A 20,879-nucleotide genomic window follows, 5' to 3' on the forward strand; every position below is an offset into this window, starting at 1 on the left:
GGCAAAAGCAAAATAATGCAATAATTCATTCAGTAAACTAATAACAAGCTAAATAAACATTCTTTTTATTGATTTTTAAGATAAAAAAAACCCCGGTCGTTTGACCGGGGTTCTCAGCACACCAGCGTGTGGGGGATGATTACATCATGCCGCCCATACCGCCCATGCCGCCCATGCCGCCTGCTGCGCCCAGATCCGGTGCGTCAGCCTTCGGCAGGTCGGTGACCATGCATTCGGTGGTGATCATCAGGCCAGCCACAGAAGCCGCGTACTGCAGAGCAGAACGGGTCACTTTGGTTGGATCCAGAATACCCATCGCGATCATGTCGCCGTATTCTTCGGAGTAAGCGTTGTAGCCGTAGCTGCCTTCGCCCGCTTTCACCTGGTTGGCGATAACGGAAGCTTCTTCACCGGCGTTCACCACGATCTGACGCAGAGGGGCTTCCATTGCGCGCAGCGCAACTTTGATACCCACGTTCTGGTCTTCGTTGTCGCCTTTCAGCGCGGCGATTTTGCCTGCAACGCGGATCAGCGCTACGCCACCGCCGGCCACCACGCCTTCTTCCACTGCGGCGCGGGTCGCGTGCAGGGCGTCTTCAACGCGGGCTTTCTTCTCTTTCATTTCAACTTCAGTCGCTGCGCCAACCTTGATAACGGCAACGCCGCCGGCCAGTTTCGCTACGCGCTCCTGCAGTTTTTCACGATCGTAGTCAGAGGTCGCTTCTTCGATCTGCTGACGGATCTGAGCAACGCGGCCCTGGATGGTCGCTTCGTCGCCCACGCCATCGATGATGATGGTGGTGTCTTTGTTGATCACAACGCGTTTTGCCTGGCCCAGGTCTTCCAGGGTGGCTTTTTCCAGCTCCAGACCGATCTCTTCAGAGATAACGGTACCGGCAGTCAGGGTTGCGATGTCCTGCAGCATGGCTTTACGGCGGTCGCCGAAGCCAGGCGCCTTAACGGCAGCCACTTTCACGATGCCGCGCATGGTGTTGACCACCAGGGTCGCCAGCGCTTCGCCTTCTACGTCTTCAGCGATGATCAGCAGCGGTTTGCCTGCTTTGGCAACGGCTTCCAGCACCGGCAGCATTTCGCGGATGTTGGAGATCTTTTTGTCAGCCAGCAGGATGAACGGGCTTTCCAGCTCAACAGAACCGGTTTCCGGCTTGTTGATGAAGTATGGGGACAGGTAACCGCGGTCGAACTGCATACCTTCAACCACGTCCAGCTCGTCTTGCAGGCCGGTGCCTTCTTCAACGGTGATAACGCCTTCTTTGCCCACTTTCTCCATCGCTTCCGCGATCAGTTTACCCACGGTTTCGTCGGAGTTGGCGGAGATGGTGCCTACCTGAGCGATAGCTTTGGAATCAGAGCAAGGTACGGACAGTTTCTTCAGTTCTTCAACCGCAGCGACAACCGCTTTGTCGATGCCGCGCTTCAGATCCATCGGGTTCATGCCTGCAGCAACCGCTTTCAGGCCTTCGGTGATGATGGATTGAGCCAGTACGGTTGCAGTGGTGGTGCCGTCGCCCGCCGCGTCGTTCGCTTTGGAGGCCACTTCTTTCACCATCTGTGCGCCCATGTTCTCGAACTTGTCTTCCAGTTCGATTTCACGCGCAACGGAAACGCCGTCTTTGGTGATGGTCGGTGCGCCGAAAGATTTATCCAGCACTACGTTGCGGCCTTTCGGACCCAGGGTCACTTTTACTGCATCAGCGAGAACATTCACGCCGCGGAGCATTTTCACGCGAGCGTCATTGCCGAATTTTACGTCTTTAGCTGCCATTGGTATTTCCCTTCAACTCGTTCAGTTCAGAAGATAAAGCGCAATTACGCTTCAACAATTGCCAGAATGTCGCTTTCGGACATGATCAACACTTCTTCATTGTCGATCTTCTCTGCTTTCACGCCGTAGCCGTCGTTGAAAATCACGATATCGCCAACTTTCACATCCAGCGGTTGGATGTTGCCGTTTTCCAGCACACGCCCTTTACCCACTGCAACCACTTCACCACGAGTGGATTTACCCGCAGCAGAGCCAGTCAGGACGATGCCGCCAGCAGATTTTGATTCAACTTCTTTGCGCTTGACGATAACGCGGTCATGCAATGGACGAATACTCATTGAACGCTCTCCTGTAAGAAGGTCTCTATCAGATTTAGGGTTGTACACCGGATGGTTGTTATTACCGGCCTCGTGGCATTTGAGATGGGGGCGTTCCAGCCCCCTTCAAGGGGGCTAACGAAAAAAATTTCGCATTTTTGGCCGCGCGGGTGCTACAGAGAGAAAAAACGCGGCCTGAGCCGCGTTTGCTTAACGATCGTGAGGCTTACGCTCCTCGTCCGGGCGGTGTTCCAGCACCGAGCGTTCGTCGTCCTTGCGCTGGAATTCGCCGTCGAAAGTGTTGCCGTTAGCGGCGTCACCGCCCGTCCAACCGCCGGGGCGATAAACCGACAGATGCGGCATCAGCTTCAGCGTCAACGATTTTTGCACCGGCGGCAGCAGCAGCAGCAGGCCGAGGAAGTCGGTGAAGAAGCCCGGGATCAGCAGCAGGAAGCCCGCCAGCACCAGCGAAACGCTTTTCACCATTTCCGCCGCCGGGCTTTCGCCGGCCGCCAGTTTTTGCTGCATCTGCACGAAGGTTTTCATGCCCTGATTGCGCACCAGCGAAATGCCGACGCAGGAGCTGAACACCACCAGCAGCAGGGTGACAGCCACGCCGAGCACGGCGGCGACTTTGATAAAGATGGATATTTCTATGTAAGCCAGCAGAAATATCAGCAGTAGCGGTAACCAGCGCACCTGGTTCTCCTATCGGTAGGTAAAGCGCGGCCGCCACGGAGCGACGGCGCGAAAAAAGAGGCCGTAAACGGCCGACACCATTACAATGAGGGCATCACCCCACCATTTCAACCGAGAGCCGGTTTTTATTGCTAAAGTTCACAAACGTGAAAGAAGTCACAGAACCGGAAAAGGGCATATCCTTAAACACCATAAGGTGATCTGGATTCAGTCATTTCTTACCAACCAGCATATGATCTGGGCAGCAACGGGCGATTTGGTTAATCGTTTCACGCCCCAAGCCTTCGGCAACATTAATTTAGGCTGTGCCCTTATTAGCCTTGACCTGACACATTATTAATTCGGCAGCAACACATAGAGAAGGTTCTCATGTCAAACAACATTCGTATCGAAGAAGACCTGTTAGGAACACGTGAAGTCCCCGCAGACGCTTACTACGGAGTCCACACTCTGCGTGCGATTGAAAACTTCTACATCAGCAACAGCAAAATCAGCGATGTCCCCGAGTTCGTTCGCGGCATGGTGATGGTGAAAAAGGCCGCGGCGATGGCCAACAAAGAACTCAAAACCATCCCGCGCAAAATCGCCGACGTGATCATCCAGGCCTGCGACGAGGTACTGGATAAAGGCAAGTGCATGGATCAGTTCCCGGTGGACGTGTTCCAGGGCGGCGCAGGCACCTCGCTGAACATGAACACCAACGAAGTGCTGGCGAACATCGGCCTGGAGCTGATGGGCCACCAAAAAGGCGAATACCAGTACCTGAACCCGAACGATCACCTCAATAAGTGCCAGTCCACCAACGACGCCTACCCGACCGGGTTCCGCATCGCGGTGTACGCCTCCAACCAGAAGCTGATCGACGCCATCAACCAGCTGCGCGAAGGCTTCGACCGCAAGGCGAAAGAGTTCGAAACCATCCTGAAAATGGGCCGCACCCAGCTGCAGGACGCGGTACCGATGACCCTCGGCCAGGAGTTCCACGCCTTCAGCGTGCTGCTGAACGAAGAGACCCGCAGCCTGCACCGCACCGCGGAGCTGCTGCTGGAAGTGAACCTGGGCGCCACCGCCATCGGCACCGCGCTCAACACCCCGGAAGGCTACCAGCCGCTGGCGGTGCAAAAACTGGCGGAAGTCAGCGGCCTGCCGGTGGTGCCGGCGGAAGACCTGATCGAGGCCACCTCCGACTGCGGCGCCTACGTGATGGTGCACAGCGCGCTCAAACGCCTGGCGGTGAAACTGTCCAAAATCTGCAACGACCTGCGCCTGCTCTCCTCCGGCCCGCGCGCCGGCCTGAACGAAATCAACCTGCCTGAGCTGCAGGCGGGGTCGTCCATCATGCCGGCCAAAGTGAACCCGGTCGTGCCGGAAGTGGTCAATCAGGTGTGTTTCAAGGTGATTGGCAACGACACTTGCGTTACCATGGCGGCCGAAGCGGGCCAGCTGCAGCTGAACGTGATGGAGCCGGTGATCGGCCAGGCGATGTTCGAGTCGATCCACATCCTGACCAACGCCTGCTACAACCTGCTGGAAAAATGCATTAACGGCATCACCGCGAATAAAGAAGTCTGCGAACACTACGTCTTCAACTCGATCGGTATCGTCACCTATCTGAACCCGTTCATCGGCCACCATAACGGTGACATCGTCGGGAAGATCTGCGCCGAAACCGGCAAGAGCGTGCGTGAAGTGGTGCTGGAACGCGGCCTGCTGACCGAAGCCGAGCTGGATGACATCTTCTCCGTGGAGAACCTGATGCACCCGGCCTATAAAGCCAAACGCTATACGGATGAAAATGAACAATAACAGACCTACCCGGTAGCCCTGAAAGGCACGCTAAATCCTCTGGATAGCGTGCCTTTTTACTTTTAGGCGCCCACAAAATTTTAACGTTTGATTTTCAATTTCTCTCATTTTAAGGAGTAAACACTATGCTAGCCGTAGAATTGGTTATCGTTCTGCTGGCCATCTTTTTAGGGGCCAGGTTGGGCGGTATCGGTATCGGGTTCGCGGGGGGATTGGGCGTTCTGGTTCTGGCGCTGATCGGCGTCAAGCCGGGCAGCATTCCCTTCGACGTGATTTCCATCATCATGGCGGTGATCGCGGCGATCTCCGCCATGCAGGTCGCCGGGGGGATGGATTACCTGGTGCAGCAGACCGAAAAGCTGCTGCGCAAGAACCCCAAGCACATCACCATTCTCGCCCCTATCGTCACCTACTTCCTGACCATCTTCGCCGGCACCGGCAACATCTCGCTCTCGGCGCTGCCGGTGATCGCCGAAGTGGCGAAAGAACAGGGCATCAAGCCTTGCCGGCCGCTGTCGACCGCCGTGGTGTCCGCCCAGATCGCCATCACCGCCTCACCGATCTCCGCCGCGGTGGTGTATATGTCTTCGGTGATGGAAGGCCACGGCGTCAGCTACCTGCACCTGCTGATGGTGGTGATCCCGTCCACCTTCTGCGCCGTGCTGGTGATGTCGCTGCTGGTGACTTGGCTGTTCGACTCCAAGCTGTCTAACGACCCGGTGTACCTGAAACGCCTGGAAGAAGGCCTGATCACCCTGCGCGGCAACAACGCGCTGGAGATCAAACCGCGCGCCAAAGCCTCGGTGCTGCTGTTCCTGCTGGGCGTGCTGTGCGTAGTGGCTTACGCCATCATCAACAGCCCGGGTCTTGGCCTGGTGGCCAAGCCGCTGATGAACACCACCAACGCCATCCTGATCATCATGCTGAGCGTCGCCACGCTGACCACCCTGCTGTGCCGCGTCGACACCGACATGGTGCTGAACTCCAGCACCTTCAAGGCCGGCATGAGCGCCTGTATCTGTATCCTCGGCGTCGCCTGGCTGGGCGATACCTTCGTGCAGGCCAACATCGACTGGATCAAAGAGACGGCCGGCAGCGTCATTCAGGCGCACCCGTGGCTGCTGGCGGTGATCTTCTTCTTCTGCTCGGCGCTGCTGTACTCGCAGGCCGCTACCGCCAAGGCGCTGATGCCGATGGCGCTGGCGCTGAACGTGTCGCCGCTGACCGCCGTCGCCTCCTTCGCCGCCGTCTCCGGCCTGTTCATCCTGCCGACCTACCCGACGCTGGTCGCCGCGGTGCAGATGGACGATACCGGCACCACGCGCATCGGCCGCTTCGTGTTCAACCACCCGTTCTTCATTCCCGGCACCATGGGCGTGATTTTCGCCGTGGTATTCGGCTTCCTGCTCGGCAGCATCATGCTGTAACGCTTCGACCGGGGCTGCGGCCCCGGTTTTCCTTCTGGCGATAAACTCGCCTTCTAGCCAATCCGCCTTCAGGGTATAGTTGCCCATTCGAACCGATGAGAGGGCTGAAGATGTCTGATTGCGAAGCTGTCGTCATACTCTGTACCGCACCCGATGAAGCCAGCGCCCAGGAACTGGCGGCGCGGGTCCTGGGCGATAAGCTGGCGGCCTGCGCCACGCTGCTGCCCGGCGCCACCTCGCTGTATTACTGGGAAGGGAAACTGGAACAGGAATACGAAGTGCAGATGCTGTTCAAAAGCGATCGCCGCCGTCAGCAGGCCCTGCTCGACACCCTGAAACAACATCACCCTTACCAGACGCCCGAGCTGCTGGTGCTGCCGGTGATGGCCGGAGATAAAGACTACCTGTTATGGATCAACGCTTCCTTAAACTGATTTTGCTGCTGTGCAGCCTGTTCTTTCTGCCGCAGGCAGCGCAGGCTTCGCTGTTCGCGCCGAAGGGCGGCAGCCAGTTCGTGCCTGTCGATCAGGCCTTCGCCTTCGATTTCAAACAGCAAGGCAGCCAGGTGACGCTGAACTGGCAGATCCGCCCCGGCTACTACCTGTATCGCCAGCAGATCAAACTGGTGCCGCAGCAGGCGACGCTCGGCGCCTTTACCCTGCCCGAAGGGTTAAGCCACAAGGACGAGTTCTTCGGCGAAGTGGCGATTTTCAAACAGCAGCTGAATCTGCAGGTGCCGCTGCAACAGGCGGCGGCCAACGCCAGCCTCAGCGTCACCTATCAGGGCTGCGCCGAGGCAGGCTTCTGCTATCCGCCGGAAACCCGCATCATCCCGCTGGACGCGGTCAGTGCCAGCGATGTCGCCCCGCTCCCGGCGGCTGCCCCTGCGCCAACCGAACAGCCCACTACGCCGGCCAGCCTGCCGTTCTCGCCGCTGTGGGCATTGCTGATCGGCATCGGCATCGCCTTCACCCCGTGCGTGCTGCCGATGTACCCGCTGATCTCCGGCATCATCCTCGGCCGCGACCGGCCGCAAAGCAGCGGCCGCATTCTGGCGCTGGCGGTGGTTTACGTGCAGGGCATGGCGCTCACCTACACCCTGCTGGGGCTGGTGGTGGCCGCCGCCGGCCTGCAGTTCCAGGCGGCGCTGCAGCACCCTTACGTGCTGATCGGCCTGTCGGTGCTGTTTATCGCGCTGGCGCTGTCGATGTTCGGCCTCTATTCCCTGCAGCTGCCCTCGGCGCTGCAAACCCGGCTGGCGAACTGGAGCAACACCCAGCGCGGCGGCTCGCTGACCGGCGTGTTCCTGATGGGCGCCCTGGCCGGGTTGATTTGCTCGCCCTGCACCACCGCGCCGCTCAGCGCCATCCTGCTGTATATCGCCCAGAGCGGTAACCTGTGGGCCGGCGGCGGCACGCTGTACCTGTACGCGCTGGGGATGGGCATTCCGCTGGTGATCGTCACCCTGTTCGGCAACCGCCTGCTGCCGCGCAGCGGCCCGTGGATGCAGTACGTGAAAGAGGCCTTCGGCTTCGTCATCCTGGCGCTGCCGGTGTTCCTGCTGGAGCGGGTGATCGGCGATCTGTGGGGCCTGCGCCTGTGGAGCCTGCTCGGCCTGGCGTTCTTCGGCTGGGCCTTCGCTCTGAGCCTGAGAAGCGCGCGCGGCTGGGCGCGCGCCCTGCAGCTGCTGCTGTTGGCGGCGGCGGTGATCGCCGCGCGGCCGCTGCAGGATTGGGCCTTCGGCGCCGGCCAGACACAGCAGGCTGCTCAACAACACCTGGCCTTTGCCCGCATCAACAACGTCGAGCAGCTCGATCTGGCGCTGCAACAGGCGCACGGCAAGCCGGTGATGCTGGATCTGTACGCCGACTGGTGCGTGGCCTGTAAAGAGTTCGAGAAATACACCTTCAGCGATGCGGCGGTGCAGGCGAGCCTGGCCAACGCGGTGCTGCTGCAGGCGGACGTCACCGCCAACGGCGCGGAACAGGCGGCGCTGCTGAAGCATTTGCAGGTACTGGGGTTACCCACGATCCTGTTCTTCGATCCGGCGGGCCAGGAGCTGACGGCCCAGCGGGTCACCGGTTTTATGAAGGCAGAAGCCTTCAACGCGCATTTGCAGAAAGTGATGCGATAACTGACACTGAAGATCGGAAGCGAATGGGAGGAAGCACAAGTGCAACGTGAACACGTCCTTGATACCGCGCTGGGCCTGTTGGAACAACAGGGCCTGGCGACCGCCACATTAGAGATGCTGGCGGAAAAACTCGACGTTCAGCCTGGCGATCTCAAACGGTTCTGGCCGGATCGCGAAGCGCTGCTGTACGACTGCCTGCGCTACCACGGCCAACAGATCGACACCTGGCGCCGCCAGCTGCTGCTGGATGAAAACCTGAGCCCGCAGCAAAAACTGCTGGCGCGCTATGACGTGCTGGCGGAATACGTGCAGCACGACCGCTATCCCGGCTGCCTGTTTATCGCCGCCTGCAGCTTCTTCCCGGAAACGGATCATCCGATCCACCAACTGGCGGAGCAGCAAAAGCTGACCTCGCTGGAGCTGACCCGCGAACTGCTGCGCGAAATGGACGCCGACGACGCCGACATGGTGGCGCAGCAAATGGAATTGATTCAGGAAGGCTGCCTGAGCAAACTGCTGGTAAAACGCCAGCTCCAGGACGTATCGGTCGCCAAACGGCTGGCGGAAGACATCTTGCAGGTGGCGCAGTGCCGCCGCAACGGGGCGCTAAGCTAGGCGAGCCGCGCTTGCGGCGCCGCCAGCCCAAGGAGATAGCCTGAACAGGCGCAATTTTTGCGCCCTTTGCCTGAAAAGCCAGCAACCGGACGCGTTTTAACGCCTTTCATGCATAAAGCCGTTGACGGCCATCGGCCAATACGGTTTAATGCTGCCCGTTGCCCGGATAGCTCAGTCGGTAGAGCAGGGGATTGAAAATCCCCGTGTCCTTGGTTCGATTCCGAGTCCGGGCACCATATTTAAAGAACCCGCCCAAAAGGCGGGTTTTTGCTTTTCAGGGCCAGGACTCTCCATCGAACTGCGTTCGATTATTCGGCCAAAGGCCTCACCCTGCGGGCCAGCGCTGAAGCGCTGTTCAACGCGGCGCCAGCGCCGGTTGTCCGAGTCCGGTCGCCCTATTTAGAGAACCCGCCCAAAAGGCGGGTTTCATTATTCTGAGCTGAGTATCACCTGACAGAGCAAACCTAGTCCCACCACCGCCAGACTCTCCTGCCGGTCATATGTTCCTGAATAGTTAGCCGTCTTTTCTTCATGCGCTTTGCATGCTGAAAAAATGAATAAAGACTCAAAAAAAAAAGAAATACTGCCAGAAACAACCAATCCACATGACCTCCCTGTGCTACCCGGCACAGAAGCGCGACATAACAGTGGCGCCCCTCTATCGGTATCAGCGTGGTATTATTTCCCTAAGTTATCAATAGTGTTAAATTAACAGCCCTGGTCGACAAAGGACGAAAAAAAGCAGGGCCATCCCTGCTCGTTGGGTAACACGCATTGGCAAAAAACTCCCCGCCTCTCACAACAAAAACCGGCGAGACAACAGAGATAACTAAACTCCCTTGATTCACCGATTTATTTTACCGGCGCGTGCCTGAGGCATGGGGGCGCCTGAGCGTAATTAATTACGTTCAACTAATAAACTTTAAAAAAATATCAGCAGTATTTATTAATTAATGCCTCGATACGCTAGACTTTACCCACCATAATTTAACAAAACACAGGAAATAGAAAATCCCTCGTTGAGGTTAAGATAATTCTCCTTCATGCGACAAAAGCCAATACAGCAACTCATGATTACGACAGAGCATTAACTTTCCCATGACAGAACGCTTATGGCTATGCACCGTTTTAACGCTCACGCCCATAATTTTGGCCACCTGCGACTGATCAAACCCGAGCCGCATATAGCCCATCACCTGTCGCTCACGCGCGGTCAACGCGCGGCGTTCATTCACTGGATATTGAACGCCGGACAAGGTTTCAGTCAGCAACTCAAAAAGACGGCGCTGATCGTCTGAGCGGTAGAGCACGCGGTGTACTTCATCAACGAGTTTAACCGGCCGTTCCTTAATCGTAACAACCGGTGCCGCCGACGCCCCGTATCTCATCCGGCGCCAGCGCTGGGCCCGGCGCCGTACTGAAGTCAGCACGATATCGGGGCGTACCAAACTCCCCGGCGTTAAAAAACACACCGACTTCTTGTTGACCTGCGCATATTCCGTAATGCTGTGGCGCAAACCCGCGGAGAAATAGCGGTTTTCGTCATCTATAATAATGTTGACGGAGTTCATTACTACCTCCTGATGAAATAAATTAAGCTGATTAATAAAAAAAACCAAAAATCTGATTACGAATAACCAGAACCGTCATTAAAGCCCGCAGTTTCATTAGTGATATCGTTGCGTAAGAAAAAGATACTGCTCGTGACTAAATAAATCGCTCTATTCATACTCCAAAGCGAAAGTAGCAACGGAAGAAAAAACACCGAGACCGATGCTTTTCTGTGCGATCGCCGCCGGCTCACCCTGGATATACACCTGCAGTTGCAGACTGTTGCTGCCGTTGGCCAGCGCATATCCTTGGCTGGGCTTATTCAGCGCCACCGGCGAGCCCGCCATCGTCTCGATGCCCAGCGCAATGCCGAGAGGGCTGCCGCCATCCGGCAACAACAACCCCGGCAACGCGGCGCTTTCAGCACCGGTAAAGGTGACCTTCACCGTTTTCCCCAGGCTGAGATCGCAATCCTGCAGCACCAGATTGAACGCCTTCCCCGGTGTGCGTCCATAGGTATACAGGTACTTATCGATCACCGAACCGAAGTCCAGACGGATGTCCTCATCGCCCGGCCGCAGCGTGCAAGGTTCCGCCACCAATGCACCATGAAAATACATATTGTCGGCCGCCAATGCGCTACCGCTCGCGCCCGCCAACAGCAGCCCCATGCAGATAGACCACCAATGTGCCGCTCTGGTTATCCCTAACATTGCTTTCTCCTTACCGTTCTCGTTTGCCGTTACCGACCGGCATTACATAATGTCGATCACCGCCACCGCTGAACCGGAAAAATCCCCCGGCGTCGGCGTTCCCGATGGAATCAACAGCGAAGAGAACGTTACAGCAGCCCCCCTCGTTCCCGGTACTTCCAGCGTTATCCCGCCATTACCGGCGGTACCATTCACGCTCAGCAAAGATTTCAGGCTGCCGTCGGCACGCAGATTCACCATATAGCTGTCGCTGCCAACGCTGCTCAGGGCTCGCACCTTCACTTTGGCGTCCCCAGTGCAGTAAACATAGGCAGTGCTCTCGGCTCGATTGCCGGCCACTTCACTATCGGTAATTGAGCCATGACGCAAATAAATGTTGCCGTCCATGTAACATGAGACCTGTGGTTTTGGGGGTTCCGGCGGATTAATGCTACCATCACAAGTGGAACCCAAATAATATCCCCTCTCGCTATTATCGCCTCTTAACATAGCGACCATGTAGCAAATATTACTTGCATTAACAACCGGCATACTCCCAGAAACAGGAAGATCTTTATTAAGGCTATAGACAATATCACTCATCGGCAATGAAACCCCATACACTTTGATTTTATACTTCCACGGATAACCCAAATTTGCAGAGTAGGTCATTGCAATGGTACAAGGTGACATTATGCTGCACGTCATTCTATAATCATCACCAAAATAATAAGCTTGCCTTATCGTAAAGTTCATCAATTCATTACTTTCATCGTACTGCCAGTCAATCAGCATATTTAGCTTGGCATACGTAGAAGCCGAATACCCCCCACCAACTAGAAAAAAACAAAATAAAAAACCCCAAAATTTATAATTCATGATAAATCCTATTCGGAACTTAATATCTTTCAAATGATATGAATACTAAGTTATCAACATAGAGACTCAACTCTCCTACTGCCTACTGATAGTCTGCTAATAACGTAGCCTGGGCGCTGAATGCCTGAGGTTTAAGGGCGCCCCCCGGCCGTTTGACCGGCACAGCCTGCAGCCTCGGGGGATTAGCGGAATCGATAGCCACACGTTTGTTCAGCACAAACGGATTGCCCGCCAGCAGCAGCCGGATGGCCAACTCCGGCACATTGGTCGGCACAGCGGCGGCGTCAAACCCGCTGGCGGCGGCCACCAGCGTTAACCCCAGCGTTTGCCCGCTGCCGCCAGGCTCGCAGTCGATGCGATAGTTGACGTTTTGCAGGTAACGTTGCCCGTCGATCTGGCTAATACCAAGCTGTTCGCCAAAATCGACGTCGATGCGCTGGCCGTTGTTGATCACACAAGGTGGTGGGGCATTCAACGTGCCGCTGAACGCCATCGCCGCCTCACCCGCCAACGCGTTGCCCTGCTGGATCCACAGGGCCACTACACAGACCAAAAGGCCAAATTTGCGCTTCATAGATATTCCACCATCAACGTCGCCGCCGCGCTAAACCCGCCGGTGGCCAATGTGCCACCGCTGACCGGCACCGCTTGCAATACCGGCTTATTGGGATAAGTGAAGGCCAGCCAGGAACCGATCGGCAACGGATTACCGTTGGCGCGCAGCGAAATGGCCAAATTGGCCTTACTCGTCTGGATCGCGCTGTTGTTGAAGGCAGCCGTCGCGCCCATCACCTTCATCTTCATCACGCTTTGACCGGCGTTTTTACACTCCAGCGTGTAATCAATGGTGCGCAGGTAGTTCACACCGTTCACTTTGGTGGTGATCAAATCGTTGCCGAACGCCACGCGTATCGTTTGATTGTCGTTGACCACGCACTGGGGTCTGGCGTTGATCGAGCCAGAGATGACGATCGGTGCGGTCGCCGTCAGCCCTGCCGCCGGAATGGATGCCAGGGCAACGGCCAGCAGCGCCCATTTCCCGTTACATCCTGTTCTTTTCGGTAACGATTGCCGCGTTGCGCACATGCCTTATTCCTCCCTTCAGTCGTAACTCAGAGCAAAATCCACCACCGCCCGATACGTGCCGGCCCTCAGCGACGCCACGGTGCGCTCAGGCATAACGCTATAACTCAGTACGTTGCTGCCCGGCGTTAGCCACAACGGCGCGCCGCGGCTGCCCAGCCGTACGTCGCGGCCATGCGCATCCAGCAGGCGCAGCCCCATACCGCTGACGCCCTGAGCCTTTACAAGCTGCGCATTATCGGCGTCGGCCGGGGCATTAAAAGCCACCCGCATCGCCGGCTGGTCATGCGCCCAGAGTCGCGCCCCGGTGCGTTCATCCCGGCTCACCGCCGGGCCGCGCAGGCAGTCGTGCAGCCGCAGCTCGAACGCCACCGGCGTGCCGCGCGCGCCCATAACAGCCAACTTACCGGTCGCTACCTCGCCCAGGCTGATATCCTGCCGCGCGCTGTCCATCTCTAGCCGGCAAGCGCTCTCGGTCAGCGCCCCGCTGATATACAGCACGCCGTTGGCGCCATCCACATCCCAGTTGTCAACGGCGTTGGCCGCCGGCAGCAGCCACAGCAGCGCCGTCAGACTAAGCGGCGCCATCAGCACCAGCCCCCCCAAGGCGGCGTAATAGCGCAGTTCACTCAATGCATAAGCCCACTCACGCGCTTTGACGTTTTTCATTGCCATTTTTTCCTCCTCAGGCACCCAGCGCTGTGTATTGCATTAAGACGCTTTCTTCTCCGGCGTCACCGTGCAGGCGCTGCCGCTGCAGTTAAAGCTCAACTGCGGCCGGCCGCCGTAGTCGTTGATGTAGGTCAACACCGGGCTACCGCCTACGCTGAAGGCGCTCACCGTCAACGGTATCTGCCCCTTCGGCGGCACCATAAACGGCTCGAACCCTTTGGCGCCTTCCACGCCTTTGCGCGTCGCGGCATCAACGATAGTGACGTAGTACGGCGTCGGGTTATTGACGATGTATTTGTCCCCCTGTTTGGTCAGCGTCAGCTGCTCCTGCCACGGTGCCGCGTTGCGCTCTGGGGCGATCGCCGCCGGGCGATAGAACAGCTTGATGCGCGTCTGCAGCGCAATCTGCAGCGAGTTCGGCTTGTTGCTCTTCGGCGGGATCTCCCGCAGGTTGAAGTAGTACAGCGTTTCCCTGTCCTGCGGCAGCATCTTCGCCGCCGGCAAAGCCTGGATCTTCACCTGGCTCGGCTTGCCCGGCTCGATGCGCTGCACCGGCGGCAATACCGTCAGCGGGCTCTGGATCTTGTTGCCCTGCTCATCCTCCAGCCAGCCCTGCGCCAGGTACGGCAGTTGCTTGTTCTGGTTGCTGACGCTCAGGCTCACCGACTGCACGCTGCCGTCGAAGATCACCCGGGTGCGATCCAGCGCGATGGCAGCATTCGCAGCAGGGGCCAGCGCCCCGGCCAGCAGAGCTGTGGTGGCCAGCAGGCCGATAACGTTACGGTTGTTCATCATCAAAACTCCTAAATTCAGTGTTCGTTGTCGCCGTCGCCCGCGCTCAGCGCCCGGCACGGCAGCAGTAAAGTATTCATCAGCATCTCCGGCGGCAGCGGCGTCGGCATCTGCACTTCGCACTGCGCCGCGCCTCCCCAATGCACCGTCATACGCTCGCCGGCGTTGATGCCGCTGAGGTAGACGCTGCCGCCGTCGTTGACGATGCCGGTCTCCTGTTTGCGGGCGTTCAACACCGTGGCGCCGAACGGCGGTTCGCTGCCGTCCGCCAGCTTGATCACCGCCATCGCCTTCTCCCCGGCGATCACCGCGAACTTGCGGTAGCCGATGGCGCCCTCGGTCAGCGTTGCCTGCACCACCGACTTCGTGGCCTCGGCGTTGTCCCCCAGCTTGTCCAGATCGATACTGGCCTTGTTGCGGTAGTAGCTGTTGACATCCGTCACCACCGCCTTGCCCCAGCGATTGGTGGCCACTGCGCTGCCGTAGCCGCGCACCGGCACCCCGGCCACCCCCTCGGTATCCAGTAACAGGCGGGTGCCCCCCGCCATACTGCTGCGGTGCAGCGCACCGCCTTCGGCGGTCAGCGTCATACCGCCCTGCGCCGAGAGGCCGACCGCGCCGTACCGGTCTTGCTGGTAGCTGGCGTTGGCGGTCATGCGCGCCAGATCGCCGTCACGGGTGTAATAACCGCTCAGGCTGGCGCCGCTGCGCGAACCGCCGGCGCTGAACTGATAGTTGCTGCGCTCGTCGAGGCGGTCGTAATAGCCCACCCGGTGACTGTTGTCGTCACGGTTGACCGTGGTGTTGTAGCTCAACGTGGCGCCGTTGCCCCACGGCACCGACAGCGACAGATAGGCGCCGTCGTCATTGCGCTCGTTATAGCGGTTGCGGTACGCCGACAGCGACAGGCTCAAGTTTTTCATGCTGCCCAGATCGAAATAGCGCGACAGCGTCAGGCTGTAACGATCATTGGCCGGCCGGTCCCAGTAGGTCTGGTGGCTGTAGTTGAGATAGGCGCTCAACCCCAGGTCACGCAGCTGCTGGTTGTAGGTGATGGTGTACATCTCCTTGCTGTTGCCGAACCGCCGGCCGTACTCGCGAGCATCGAGAAACTCGCTCATGCTCATAAAGTTCTGCTCCGAGAAGCGGTAGCCGGCAAAAGTCACCTGGCTGTCCAGCTCGTCGAAGGTCTTCGAATAGCTGAGGCGGTACGAGCCGCCGCTCAGCGTTTCTCCGTCGTACGGCAGTGTGGCGCGCGACTGGGTGACGTCGAACGACAGCGCCCCCAGCAGCATCAGATCGCGGCCGATACCCAACGCCAGCGCGTTATAATCGCCGCCCAGCAATGCGCCGCCGTACAACGACCAGCCGTTGCTCACCCCCCAGGAAAACTCGCCGGTGCCGAACAACGGCCCGCGATATCGGTGGTCGAAATCGGACGGTTTACCCGCCGCCAGCTTGTAGCGTAGCGAACCGGGGCGCGTCAGGTACGGGATGCTGGCGGTGCTCATTTTGAACGCCTGCACGCTGCCGTCCTGCTCTTCCACCTTCACGTCCAAATCGCCGGACACCGCGTCGTTCAGATCCTGAATGCGGAACGGCCCCGCCGGTACCTGGGTCTCATACAGCACCCGCCCCTGCTGGCTGATGGTCACTTTGGCGTTGCTCTTCGCCACCCCCACCACCTCCGGCGCGTAGCCGCGCAGGTTGGGCGGCAGCATGGTGTCGTCGGAGCGCAGGCTCATCCCGCCAAAGCGGAAGCTGTCGAACAGGCCGGAATCGAGATAATCCTCGCCGACGGTAAGCTTCGAGCGCAGCGCCGGCAGCGCCCGATAAGCATAGTAGCGGCTCCAGTCCAACCGCTTCTCCGTCGGTTGCCCGGAGCCGGTCTGGTGGTGCACGTTCGCCTGCCAGTCGGCGCGCAGCCGCCAGGCACCGAGGTTGGCACCTGCGGTGCCGTTGCCGCTCAGGCCGTAGCTTTGCCCACCATATTGCAGCTGGCGCTGGGTTTGGGCGTTGAGATTGTAATCCAGCAGTACGCCCGGTATTCCCTCGTCCCAACGTGCCGGCGGATCCCAGTCCTCCGACACATAGTCCAGATAGGCCTGCGGGATGCTGAGGTACAACGCCGACGTCGCCAGATCGCCACGCGCCTCCATGCCTGGCAGGCTGGCTTCGTCTAGACACTCGCCCTGATGCCACCAGCGCAGTTTGTCGCGCATCTCATCCCTAAGGCCGAGCTGCTCCACCAACACCGGTGCCAGGCAGGCGCGGCTGCCGTTCGGATCGTCATCCGGCGCGTAAAACGGCACCGGCTGCTCCGGCAGATCGCTCTTGTTTAGGCGTACCACCATGCTGTAGCTGCCGGGCATAATGAAGCCACCGCGCGCAAACTGGCTGAGATCGATATTTTTGCGGTCGTTCACGTCCAGCACGTCGGTGTTGAACTGGATCTCTTCCGCCTGCGCCGCAGGCATTCCGCCGGCGAACCCCAACGCCAGCGCCACACTGACGCTCAGAATATGAAAACGAAATGGCTTCCCTGCAGGCAAAAACATCATGTTCCAGACCTTTTATTTATCAGATTCCCTGTGGGTAGCGGTCGTCTCAGTAATAATCCATTTTGAAACGCACCGAAGAAAAATAACTCCCTGCTTTAAGCGGCTGATTATTCTCAATTAGCATCAGGGTAAAATTCAGCTGGTAATTTCCGGGAATAATCTCCATTGGAGGTAATGGCCTGCCCGGCCGGGCAATATTCCCATTGGCATCGGTAATTCTTAACGCCACGCCAGAGATATCGCCGTGGATACCGAATGCCTCGCCATCAGCATGGCCGTCAAAGGTAATTTGAAACTGTTTCCAGTCCGGCTGTTTTTTATCGGCGCGTTCAAGCGTGCAGTTAACCAGCTCAATGCTGAATGGAACGCTTTTGCCATGCCCGCCGCGTGTAATGTCCACCAACGCCGTATTTTTCATGTCGATAATTTGTTCCCGGCTTTCCGTGGCGATGGCGCAAGCGGTATCGACAATAGCGCCTTGCATATTGACGCGCCCTTCGCCTTGCGAAGCAGAAATAGCCTGCGAAACAAAACAAAACGACACCAACAATAGGCAAAGCGCCCTTGTTTTTCTTATTCGACAATTCATTTAATTTTCCCGTGAAATAACGATTCCCTGTAAATGGCATGCGGGTTACCCCGCATGCCCGATAATCACACGTATTTCGTCGGGTAACGACTTACTGGTAAGCCAGGGTAAAGTCGGCAACGGACTGGAATTCACCCGGGACGATTGTGGCAGTCGACGCGGCTGCGCCCTGCAGGTAAGCGGCGAAGCTCAGGGTGTTGGCGCCGTTCTGCAGTTCACGCGCTTTAGATGGTTTCCCCAGCTCGATGGTAGCGCCGGCGCCGTCGGTGATGGCAATGCCTGCACCTTTAGCAGTACCGGTAATGCCCAGCAGTTTGGCATCAACGTCTGAAGCGGAGCCACTGAAGGTCAACGCTACGGTGTTGTTCTTGCCTGGATCCTTGGAGGTCAGCTCACAGTTTTCCAGTTTGATCTGGAAGTTGCGCGGGGTGGATTTACCGCCGCTTTTCAGCGCCACGTTGGAAATAGCGCCCAGTTCGACGGTCTGATCCAGAGACTCAGGGGCGATCGAGCAAGGTGCATCAATGATGGAACCGCTGAAGGTCACTTTACCGTGGCCCTGGTCTTTAACAGCGGCGTTTGCCACAGTAGAAACACCAAATGCCATAACGGCAGCCAGCATGATTTTATTCAGTTTCATATAAATCCCTTACATTCCTTAGTAAGCAGTGGAGTAAATTAAGTCCATAAGTCACCGGGGCAATGTGGCAGTATTTTCTATGCGTTGCCTCGGTGGCTAATACGCTGCGTTTGGCGCCCCGTATCAGTGGGAACAAATTTACATCCCTTACCCATAAAATGAAATGTTATGTCTAAAAAGTACAAAAACACAGTTTTAAAACCTAATAAATATACATTAGATAGATTTTTTTAATTAAAAATAGCTTTTAATTATCGATATTTATTTTAAAAAACTTGTAAACAAATAAATATCTCACCTCTATTATAATAATAGAGAGAAAAATCCTATTTACAACCAGTCGAGAGGATTGAAAAAAAGACATGCAGACATCAGAATAATCTCTCGACAGGAAAGTTGGCGGAAAAGAGAAATGATTTTCATCATAAATGACATCGTCCTTTACAACGAGGAGGACGGCACACTGGTGCATATCGATAACGCCAGTAATAAAATAGCTTTACTTAAACCCAGCGCCAGATTGTTATCGTTATTTATTCGCAATAATAACAAGCTGTTGCTGCGCGAGAGATTGCTCAATGAGGTTTGGGTCGAACATGGCCTGAAGGCCTCGAATAACAATCTTAATAATTATGTCTCTGGCTTGCGTAAGTCTTTGGCGCAATGCGGCATAGAAGAAATCATCGTGACTTATCCCCGCCAGGGATTTAAATTCAACGCTATTAACATTCACGAGACAAATATAAATAAAGAAGATCATAATGAATACCGCAATAAAACAGTAGAGGAAAGCACTATTCCGCCACCGAGAAATAAGCTCCAGGGCATAAGACGATCGTTGCAAAGATTAATTATGATCATGGCGGCCTGTCTGGTGCCTTTCGCCGCCGTCGTGCTGTATCAAAATAGCACGCGCATTAATGTTTATCCGCTGGGGAGTTACGAGAATTGCCAAATCTACAGCATGACGTTAGGCAGTGGTGATTTAAGTAAAATCAAACAGGTGATGCAAAGTGCCGGTTTCAGTTGCCAAATGCGCGCCGACGTTTATTACTACGATAATATCCGTAATGAGGGGGCGGAAAACAATGAACAATGGGTGACGTACTGTCCCCGAGCGGGTAACAGCCCTTGCATCAACAATTATATCGATAACAAGCAGCCTTGAATTTTACGAATTATCGCTCCAGGGTCACCAAACCACCTCCCCCGGCAATGCCGGGGGATTTATTCCCCTTTCGTGGCGCAGACAAACCACGGAGAGTGGTTGTTGCTCACCAGATAGTGGTGCCGATCGACCTGCTCGATGCGCAAATGATATAAAACCCCCAACACGGGCAACCGCCGGTTCATCTCGTCTTTCGTCACGGTATCCGACGGCTTTCGGATATTTTCATCAACCTTTAGCGCATAGTTGCTTCCCTGACGCTGGTACGAAAACACCACCGCCCGGCTGATATCGTAACGCGTATCTCCTTGATAGAAGCTGCCATTGAGCAACACGGTAGCGCGTCGCGGGCCGTCAGGCACGATACTGACCAATAACAAGCGTTTCCATACTTCGTTGGGCATTTCGTTCGTGAGTTGTACCACCGCACGGCATTCCGGTATCTGCGGTTTAACAAACAGCATGTATCCGGCAATGCCGCAACTCAGTGCAGATGCCATGCTTAACAACGCGAAACGATACCGCCAAATTCGACTACAATTTCTGGTTTTCATGGAAATTCTCACATTGCGCGTCGCCGATCGCCATCTTCACTTGGGGGCAATAATAGAAGTAAGACGATCTGATCCGGCCGGTGGCATTTGGCAAAATGAATTTACTGTCGTAATACAATACGGTCGCCGGTACATCACATGGGATGTTTTTCTGCTCCAGCAGGCTTTTCAGGTGGCTTAAATCAACCTCACCCGGCCCGGGCTTATGGTATGAGGTGACGAATTTGATCTCGCAGCTACCGATGTTACCCACCTTCATCGCGCTGAGCGGCTCGTAATCGGCATCTTGCCAGGCCCACAAGCTCATTCCCACAGCCAGCAGCAGCAACCCGCCCAGCATAATGTGTTTAAAGCGCATCAATCGGACCGCAGGCTCTGCAAAAGGCACGGCCTTGCCGACGGGTGCCGCGTTCTGCACCATCAGCATCTCTGCCAGGCTGTCCGTCGTTTTCAGCTCGGTGGCGGTAAACATAAATCCCTGCCGCGGCAGGGTGACGATAATATCTTCCTCGCCGAGCGAAGAGAACGCTTTGCGCAGAATCGAAATGGTGTTGTTGAGGTTGTTGCCGGAGGCCACCTGACCGTGCGCCTCCCACACCTGCGTCAGCAACGTTTCGCGGGAAAGCACCAGATTATTGTTGCGCACCAGGGCGGAAAGCAGGCGATTCAGCGTGGCCGTCAGCGCAATCGGCGGAATGTCGTCATGCAGCGAGATCAGCTCCGATCTATCTTCATGATATTTAATATTATTATTAATTATGTATCTCATAATTCCCTGCGCGATAAACTAATTAACGCTCATTAACCCCTATCAATCGTGGCAATATTAGCATAGCGCAATGGATAAGAAAATTCTTAACAAAAAGAGTAAAAACCAATAAAAACAAAATGATATAAAAATACTTCACACAGCT

Annotated in this window: 21 protein-coding genes and 1 tRNA gene; 7 read left to right on the plus strand and 15 right to left on the minus strand. The window is 56.4% G+C overall.

The features are described 5' to 3' along the window. Nucleotides 1-139 precede the first annotated feature (139 nt). The 3 genes from groL to ACJ8HB_RS12440 form a co-directional block, all read right to left on the minus strand. A complete protein-coding gene (gene groL, locus ACJ8HB_RS12430) occupies nucleotides 140-1,786 on the minus strand; it encodes a chaperonin GroEL (RefSeq protein ID WP_004929662.1) in 1,647 nt (548 codons plus the stop codon). A 44-nt stretch (nucleotides 1,787-1,830) separates the two neighbouring features. Then, nucleotides 1,831-2,124: a co-chaperone GroES gene (locus tag ACJ8HB_RS12435; protein WP_004929661.1), complete on the minus strand. Its 294-nt coding sequence runs from the start codon at nucleotides 2,122-2,124 to the stop codon at nucleotides 1,831-1,833. A 189-nt stretch (nucleotides 2,125-2,313) separates the two neighbouring features. Beyond that, on the minus strand, nucleotides 2,314-2,802 hold the full coding sequence (locus ACJ8HB_RS12440; RefSeq protein WP_033654883.1) for an FxsA family protein: 489 nt from the start codon (nucleotides 2,800-2,802) through the stop codon (nucleotides 2,314-2,316). 369 nt (nucleotides 2,803-3,171) lie between these two features. On the opposite strand from ACJ8HB_RS12440, the gene aspA reads away from it, so the two are divergent. From aspA to ACJ8HB_RS12470, 6 genes are all read left to right on the plus strand, one after another. After that, a complete protein-coding gene (gene aspA, locus ACJ8HB_RS12445) occupies nucleotides 3,172-4,608 on the plus strand; it encodes an aspartate ammonia-lyase (protein ID WP_047569676.1) in 1,437 nt (478 codons plus the stop codon). 125 nt (nucleotides 4,609-4,733) lie between these two features. After that, entirely contained in the window at nucleotides 4,734-6,035 is a 1,302-nt protein-coding gene (locus ACJ8HB_RS12450) for an anaerobic C4-dicarboxylate transporter (protein ID WP_041037552.1), read from the plus strand. 110 nt (nucleotides 6,036-6,145) lie between these two features. Continuing rightward, nucleotides 6,146-6,469, plus strand: coding sequence for a divalent cation tolerance protein CutA (gene cutA, locus ACJ8HB_RS12455; protein ID WP_004929657.1), 324 nt, complete (start codon nucleotides 6,146-6,148; stop codon nucleotides 6,467-6,469). After that, on the plus strand, nucleotides 6,445-8,169 hold the full coding sequence (locus ACJ8HB_RS12460) for a protein-disulfide reductase DsbD (protein ID WP_047569679.1): 1,725 nt from the start codon (nucleotides 6,445-6,447) through the stop codon (nucleotides 8,167-8,169). Before cutA ends, ACJ8HB_RS12460 begins: the two co-directional genes overlap by 25 nt. A 39-nt stretch (nucleotides 8,170-8,208) precedes the next feature. Next, nucleotides 8,209-8,784, plus strand: coding sequence for a division control transcriptional repressor DicD (dicD, locus tag ACJ8HB_RS12465; protein ID WP_033636761.1), 576 nt, complete (start codon nucleotides 8,209-8,211; stop codon nucleotides 8,782-8,784). Between the two features lie 160 nt (nucleotides 8,785-8,944). Beyond that, nucleotides 8,945-9,020 (plus strand) — tRNA-Phe (locus tag ACJ8HB_RS12470). 789 nt (nucleotides 9,021-9,809) lie between these two features. On the opposite strand, the gene ACJ8HB_RS12475 is transcribed toward ACJ8HB_RS12470, so the two are convergent. The 10 genes from ACJ8HB_RS12475 to ACJ8HB_RS12520 all read right to left on the minus strand — a co-directional run bounded on the left by ACJ8HB_RS12475 (nucleotide 9,810) and on the right by ACJ8HB_RS12520 (nucleotide 18,243). Beyond that, nucleotides 9,810-10,355 (minus strand): helix-turn-helix transcriptional regulator, encoded by a 546-nt coding sequence (locus ACJ8HB_RS12475; RefSeq protein WP_047569681.1) that lies wholly within the window; start codon nucleotides 10,353-10,355, stop codon nucleotides 9,810-9,812. A gap of 150 nt (nucleotides 10,356-10,505) precedes the next feature. Continuing rightward, nucleotides 10,506-11,048: a fimbrial protein gene (locus tag ACJ8HB_RS12480; protein WP_052133467.1), complete on the minus strand. Its 543-nt coding sequence runs from the start codon at nucleotides 11,046-11,048 to the stop codon at nucleotides 10,506-10,508. Nucleotides 11,049-11,090: 42 nt separating this feature from the next. Then, nucleotides 11,091-11,906, minus strand: coding sequence for an MrpH family fimbial adhesin (locus ACJ8HB_RS12485; RefSeq protein ID WP_141240914.1), 816 nt, complete (start codon nucleotides 11,904-11,906; stop codon nucleotides 11,091-11,093). 82 nt (nucleotides 11,907-11,988) lie between these two features. After that, a complete protein-coding gene (locus ACJ8HB_RS12490) occupies nucleotides 11,989-12,480 on the minus strand; it encodes a fimbrial protein (RefSeq protein WP_047569686.1) in 492 nt (163 codons plus the stop codon). Beyond that, entirely contained in the window at nucleotides 12,477-12,992 is a 516-nt protein-coding gene (locus ACJ8HB_RS12495; RefSeq protein WP_060422748.1) for a fimbrial protein, read from the minus strand. Before ACJ8HB_RS12495 ends, ACJ8HB_RS12490 begins: the two co-directional genes overlap by 4 nt. A 15-nt stretch (nucleotides 12,993-13,007) precedes the next feature. Next, a complete protein-coding gene (locus ACJ8HB_RS12500; RefSeq protein WP_080298845.1) occupies nucleotides 13,008-13,664 on the minus strand; it encodes a fimbrial protein in 657 nt (218 codons plus the stop codon). 36 nt (nucleotides 13,665-13,700) lie between these two features. Then, nucleotides 13,701-14,456, minus strand: a complete 756-nt coding sequence (locus tag ACJ8HB_RS12505; protein ID WP_094859885.1) for a fimbria/pilus periplasmic chaperone — start codon at nucleotides 14,454-14,456, stop codon at nucleotides 13,701-13,703. Nucleotides 14,457-14,470: 14 nt separating this feature from the next. After that, on the minus strand, nucleotides 14,471-17,014 hold the full coding sequence (locus tag ACJ8HB_RS12510) for an outer membrane usher protein (protein WP_047569689.1): 2,544 nt from the start codon (nucleotides 17,012-17,014) through the stop codon (nucleotides 14,471-14,473). 46 nt (nucleotides 17,015-17,060) lie between these two features. Next, nucleotides 17,061-17,603: a fimbrial protein gene (locus tag ACJ8HB_RS12515; protein WP_052133469.1), complete on the minus strand. Its 543-nt coding sequence runs from the start codon at nucleotides 17,601-17,603 to the stop codon at nucleotides 17,061-17,063. Nucleotides 17,604-17,694: 91 nt separating this feature from the next. Then, nucleotides 17,695-18,243: a fimbrial protein gene (locus tag ACJ8HB_RS12520; RefSeq protein ID WP_047569691.1), complete on the minus strand. Its 549-nt coding sequence runs from the start codon at nucleotides 18,241-18,243 to the stop codon at nucleotides 17,695-17,697. Nucleotides 18,244-18,655: 412 nt separating this feature from the next. Here ACJ8HB_RS12520 and ACJ8HB_RS12525 point away from each other — a divergent pair, with 412 nt between their 5' ends. Further along, nucleotides 18,656-19,411: a winged helix-turn-helix domain-containing protein gene (locus tag ACJ8HB_RS12525; protein ID WP_047569693.1), complete on the plus strand. Its 756-nt coding sequence runs from the start codon at nucleotides 18,656-18,658 to the stop codon at nucleotides 19,409-19,411. A gap of 59 nt (nucleotides 19,412-19,470) precedes the next feature. Here ACJ8HB_RS12525 and ACJ8HB_RS12530 read toward each other — a convergent pair whose 3' ends face one another. Further along, nucleotides 19,471-19,911, minus strand: a complete 441-nt coding sequence (locus ACJ8HB_RS12530) for a hypothetical protein (protein WP_160208046.1) — start codon at nucleotides 19,909-19,911, stop codon at nucleotides 19,471-19,473. A gap of 34 nt (nucleotides 19,912-19,945) precedes the next feature. Further along, nucleotides 19,946-20,734 carry a winged helix-turn-helix domain-containing protein gene (locus ACJ8HB_RS12535; protein ID WP_047569697.1) on the minus strand — a complete coding sequence of 263 codons (789 nt, stop codon included), beginning with the start codon at nucleotides 20,732-20,734 and terminating at the stop codon, nucleotides 19,946-19,948. Nucleotides 20,735-20,879 lie beyond the last annotated feature (145 nt).

Origin of the sequence: Serratia sp. CY27727 (assembly GCF_052169275.1) — a bacterium.
Classification (GTDB): Bacteria; Pseudomonadota; Gammaproteobacteria; order Enterobacterales; family Enterobacteriaceae; genus Serratia; species Serratia sarumanii.

Excerpts from the sequence above, each read along its gene's own strand:
- groL (WP_004929662.1), bottom strand. The coding sequence starts at position 1,786 with ATGGCAGCTAAAGACGTAAAATTCGGCAATGACGCTCGCGTGAAAATG.
- ACJ8HB_RS12435 (WP_004929661.1), bottom strand. The coding sequence starts at position 2,124 with ATGAGTATTCGTCCATTGCATGACCGCGTTATCGTCAAGCGCAAAGAA.
- aspA (WP_047569676.1), top strand. The coding sequence starts at position 3,172 with ATGTCAAACAACATTCGTATCGAAGAAGACCTGTTAGGAACACGTGAA.
- ACJ8HB_RS12450 (WP_041037552.1), top strand. The coding sequence starts at position 4,734 with ATGCTAGCCGTAGAATTGGTTATCGTTCTGCTGGCCATCTTTTTAGGG.
- cutA (WP_004929657.1), top strand. The coding sequence starts at position 6,146 with ATGTCTGATTGCGAAGCTGTCGTCATACTCTGTACCGCACCCGATGAA.
- ACJ8HB_RS12460 (WP_047569679.1), top strand. The coding sequence starts at position 6,445 with ATGGATCAACGCTTCCTTAAACTGATTTTGCTGCTGTGCAGCCTGTTC.
- ACJ8HB_RS12475 (WP_047569681.1), bottom strand. The coding sequence starts at position 10,355 with ATGAACTCCGTCAACATTATTATAGATGACGAAAACCGCTATTTCTCC.
- ACJ8HB_RS12480 (WP_052133467.1), bottom strand. The coding sequence starts at position 11,048 with ATGTTAGGGATAACCAGAGCGGCACATTGGTGGTCTATCTGCATGGGG.
- ACJ8HB_RS12485 (WP_141240914.1), bottom strand. The coding sequence starts at position 11,906 with ATGAATTATAAATTTTGGGGTTTTTTATTTTGTTTTTTTCTAGTTGGT.
- ACJ8HB_RS12490 (WP_047569686.1), bottom strand. The coding sequence starts at position 12,480 with ATGAAGCGCAAATTTGGCCTTTTGGTCTGTGTAGTGGCCCTGTGGATC.
- ACJ8HB_RS12495 (WP_060422748.1), bottom strand. The coding sequence starts at position 12,992 with ATGTGCGCAACGCGGCAATCGTTACCGAAAAGAACAGGATGTAACGGG.
- ACJ8HB_RS12500 (WP_080298845.1), bottom strand. The coding sequence starts at position 13,664 with ATGGCAATGAAAAACGTCAAAGCGCGTGAGTGGGCTTATGCATTGAGT.
- ACJ8HB_RS12505 (WP_094859885.1), bottom strand. The coding sequence starts at position 14,456 with ATGATGAACAACCGTAACGTTATCGGCCTGCTGGCCACCACAGCTCTG.
- ACJ8HB_RS12510 (WP_047569689.1), bottom strand. The coding sequence starts at position 17,014 with ATGATGTTTTTGCCTGCAGGGAAGCCATTTCGTTTTCATATTCTGAGC.
- ACJ8HB_RS12515 (WP_052133469.1), bottom strand. The coding sequence starts at position 17,603 with ATGAATTGTCGAATAAGAAAAACAAGGGCGCTTTGCCTATTGTTGGTG.
- ACJ8HB_RS12520 (WP_047569691.1), bottom strand. The coding sequence starts at position 18,243 with ATGAAACTGAATAAAATCATGCTGGCTGCCGTTATGGCATTTGGTGTT.
- ACJ8HB_RS12525 (WP_047569693.1), top strand. The coding sequence starts at position 18,656 with ATGATTTTCATCATAAATGACATCGTCCTTTACAACGAGGAGGACGGC.
- ACJ8HB_RS12530 (WP_160208046.1), bottom strand. The coding sequence starts at position 19,911 with ATGGCATCTGCACTGAGTTGCGGCATTGCCGGATACATGCTGTTTGTT.
- ACJ8HB_RS12535 (WP_047569697.1), bottom strand. The coding sequence starts at position 20,734 with ATGAGATACATAATTAATAATAATATTAAATATCATGAAGATAGATCG.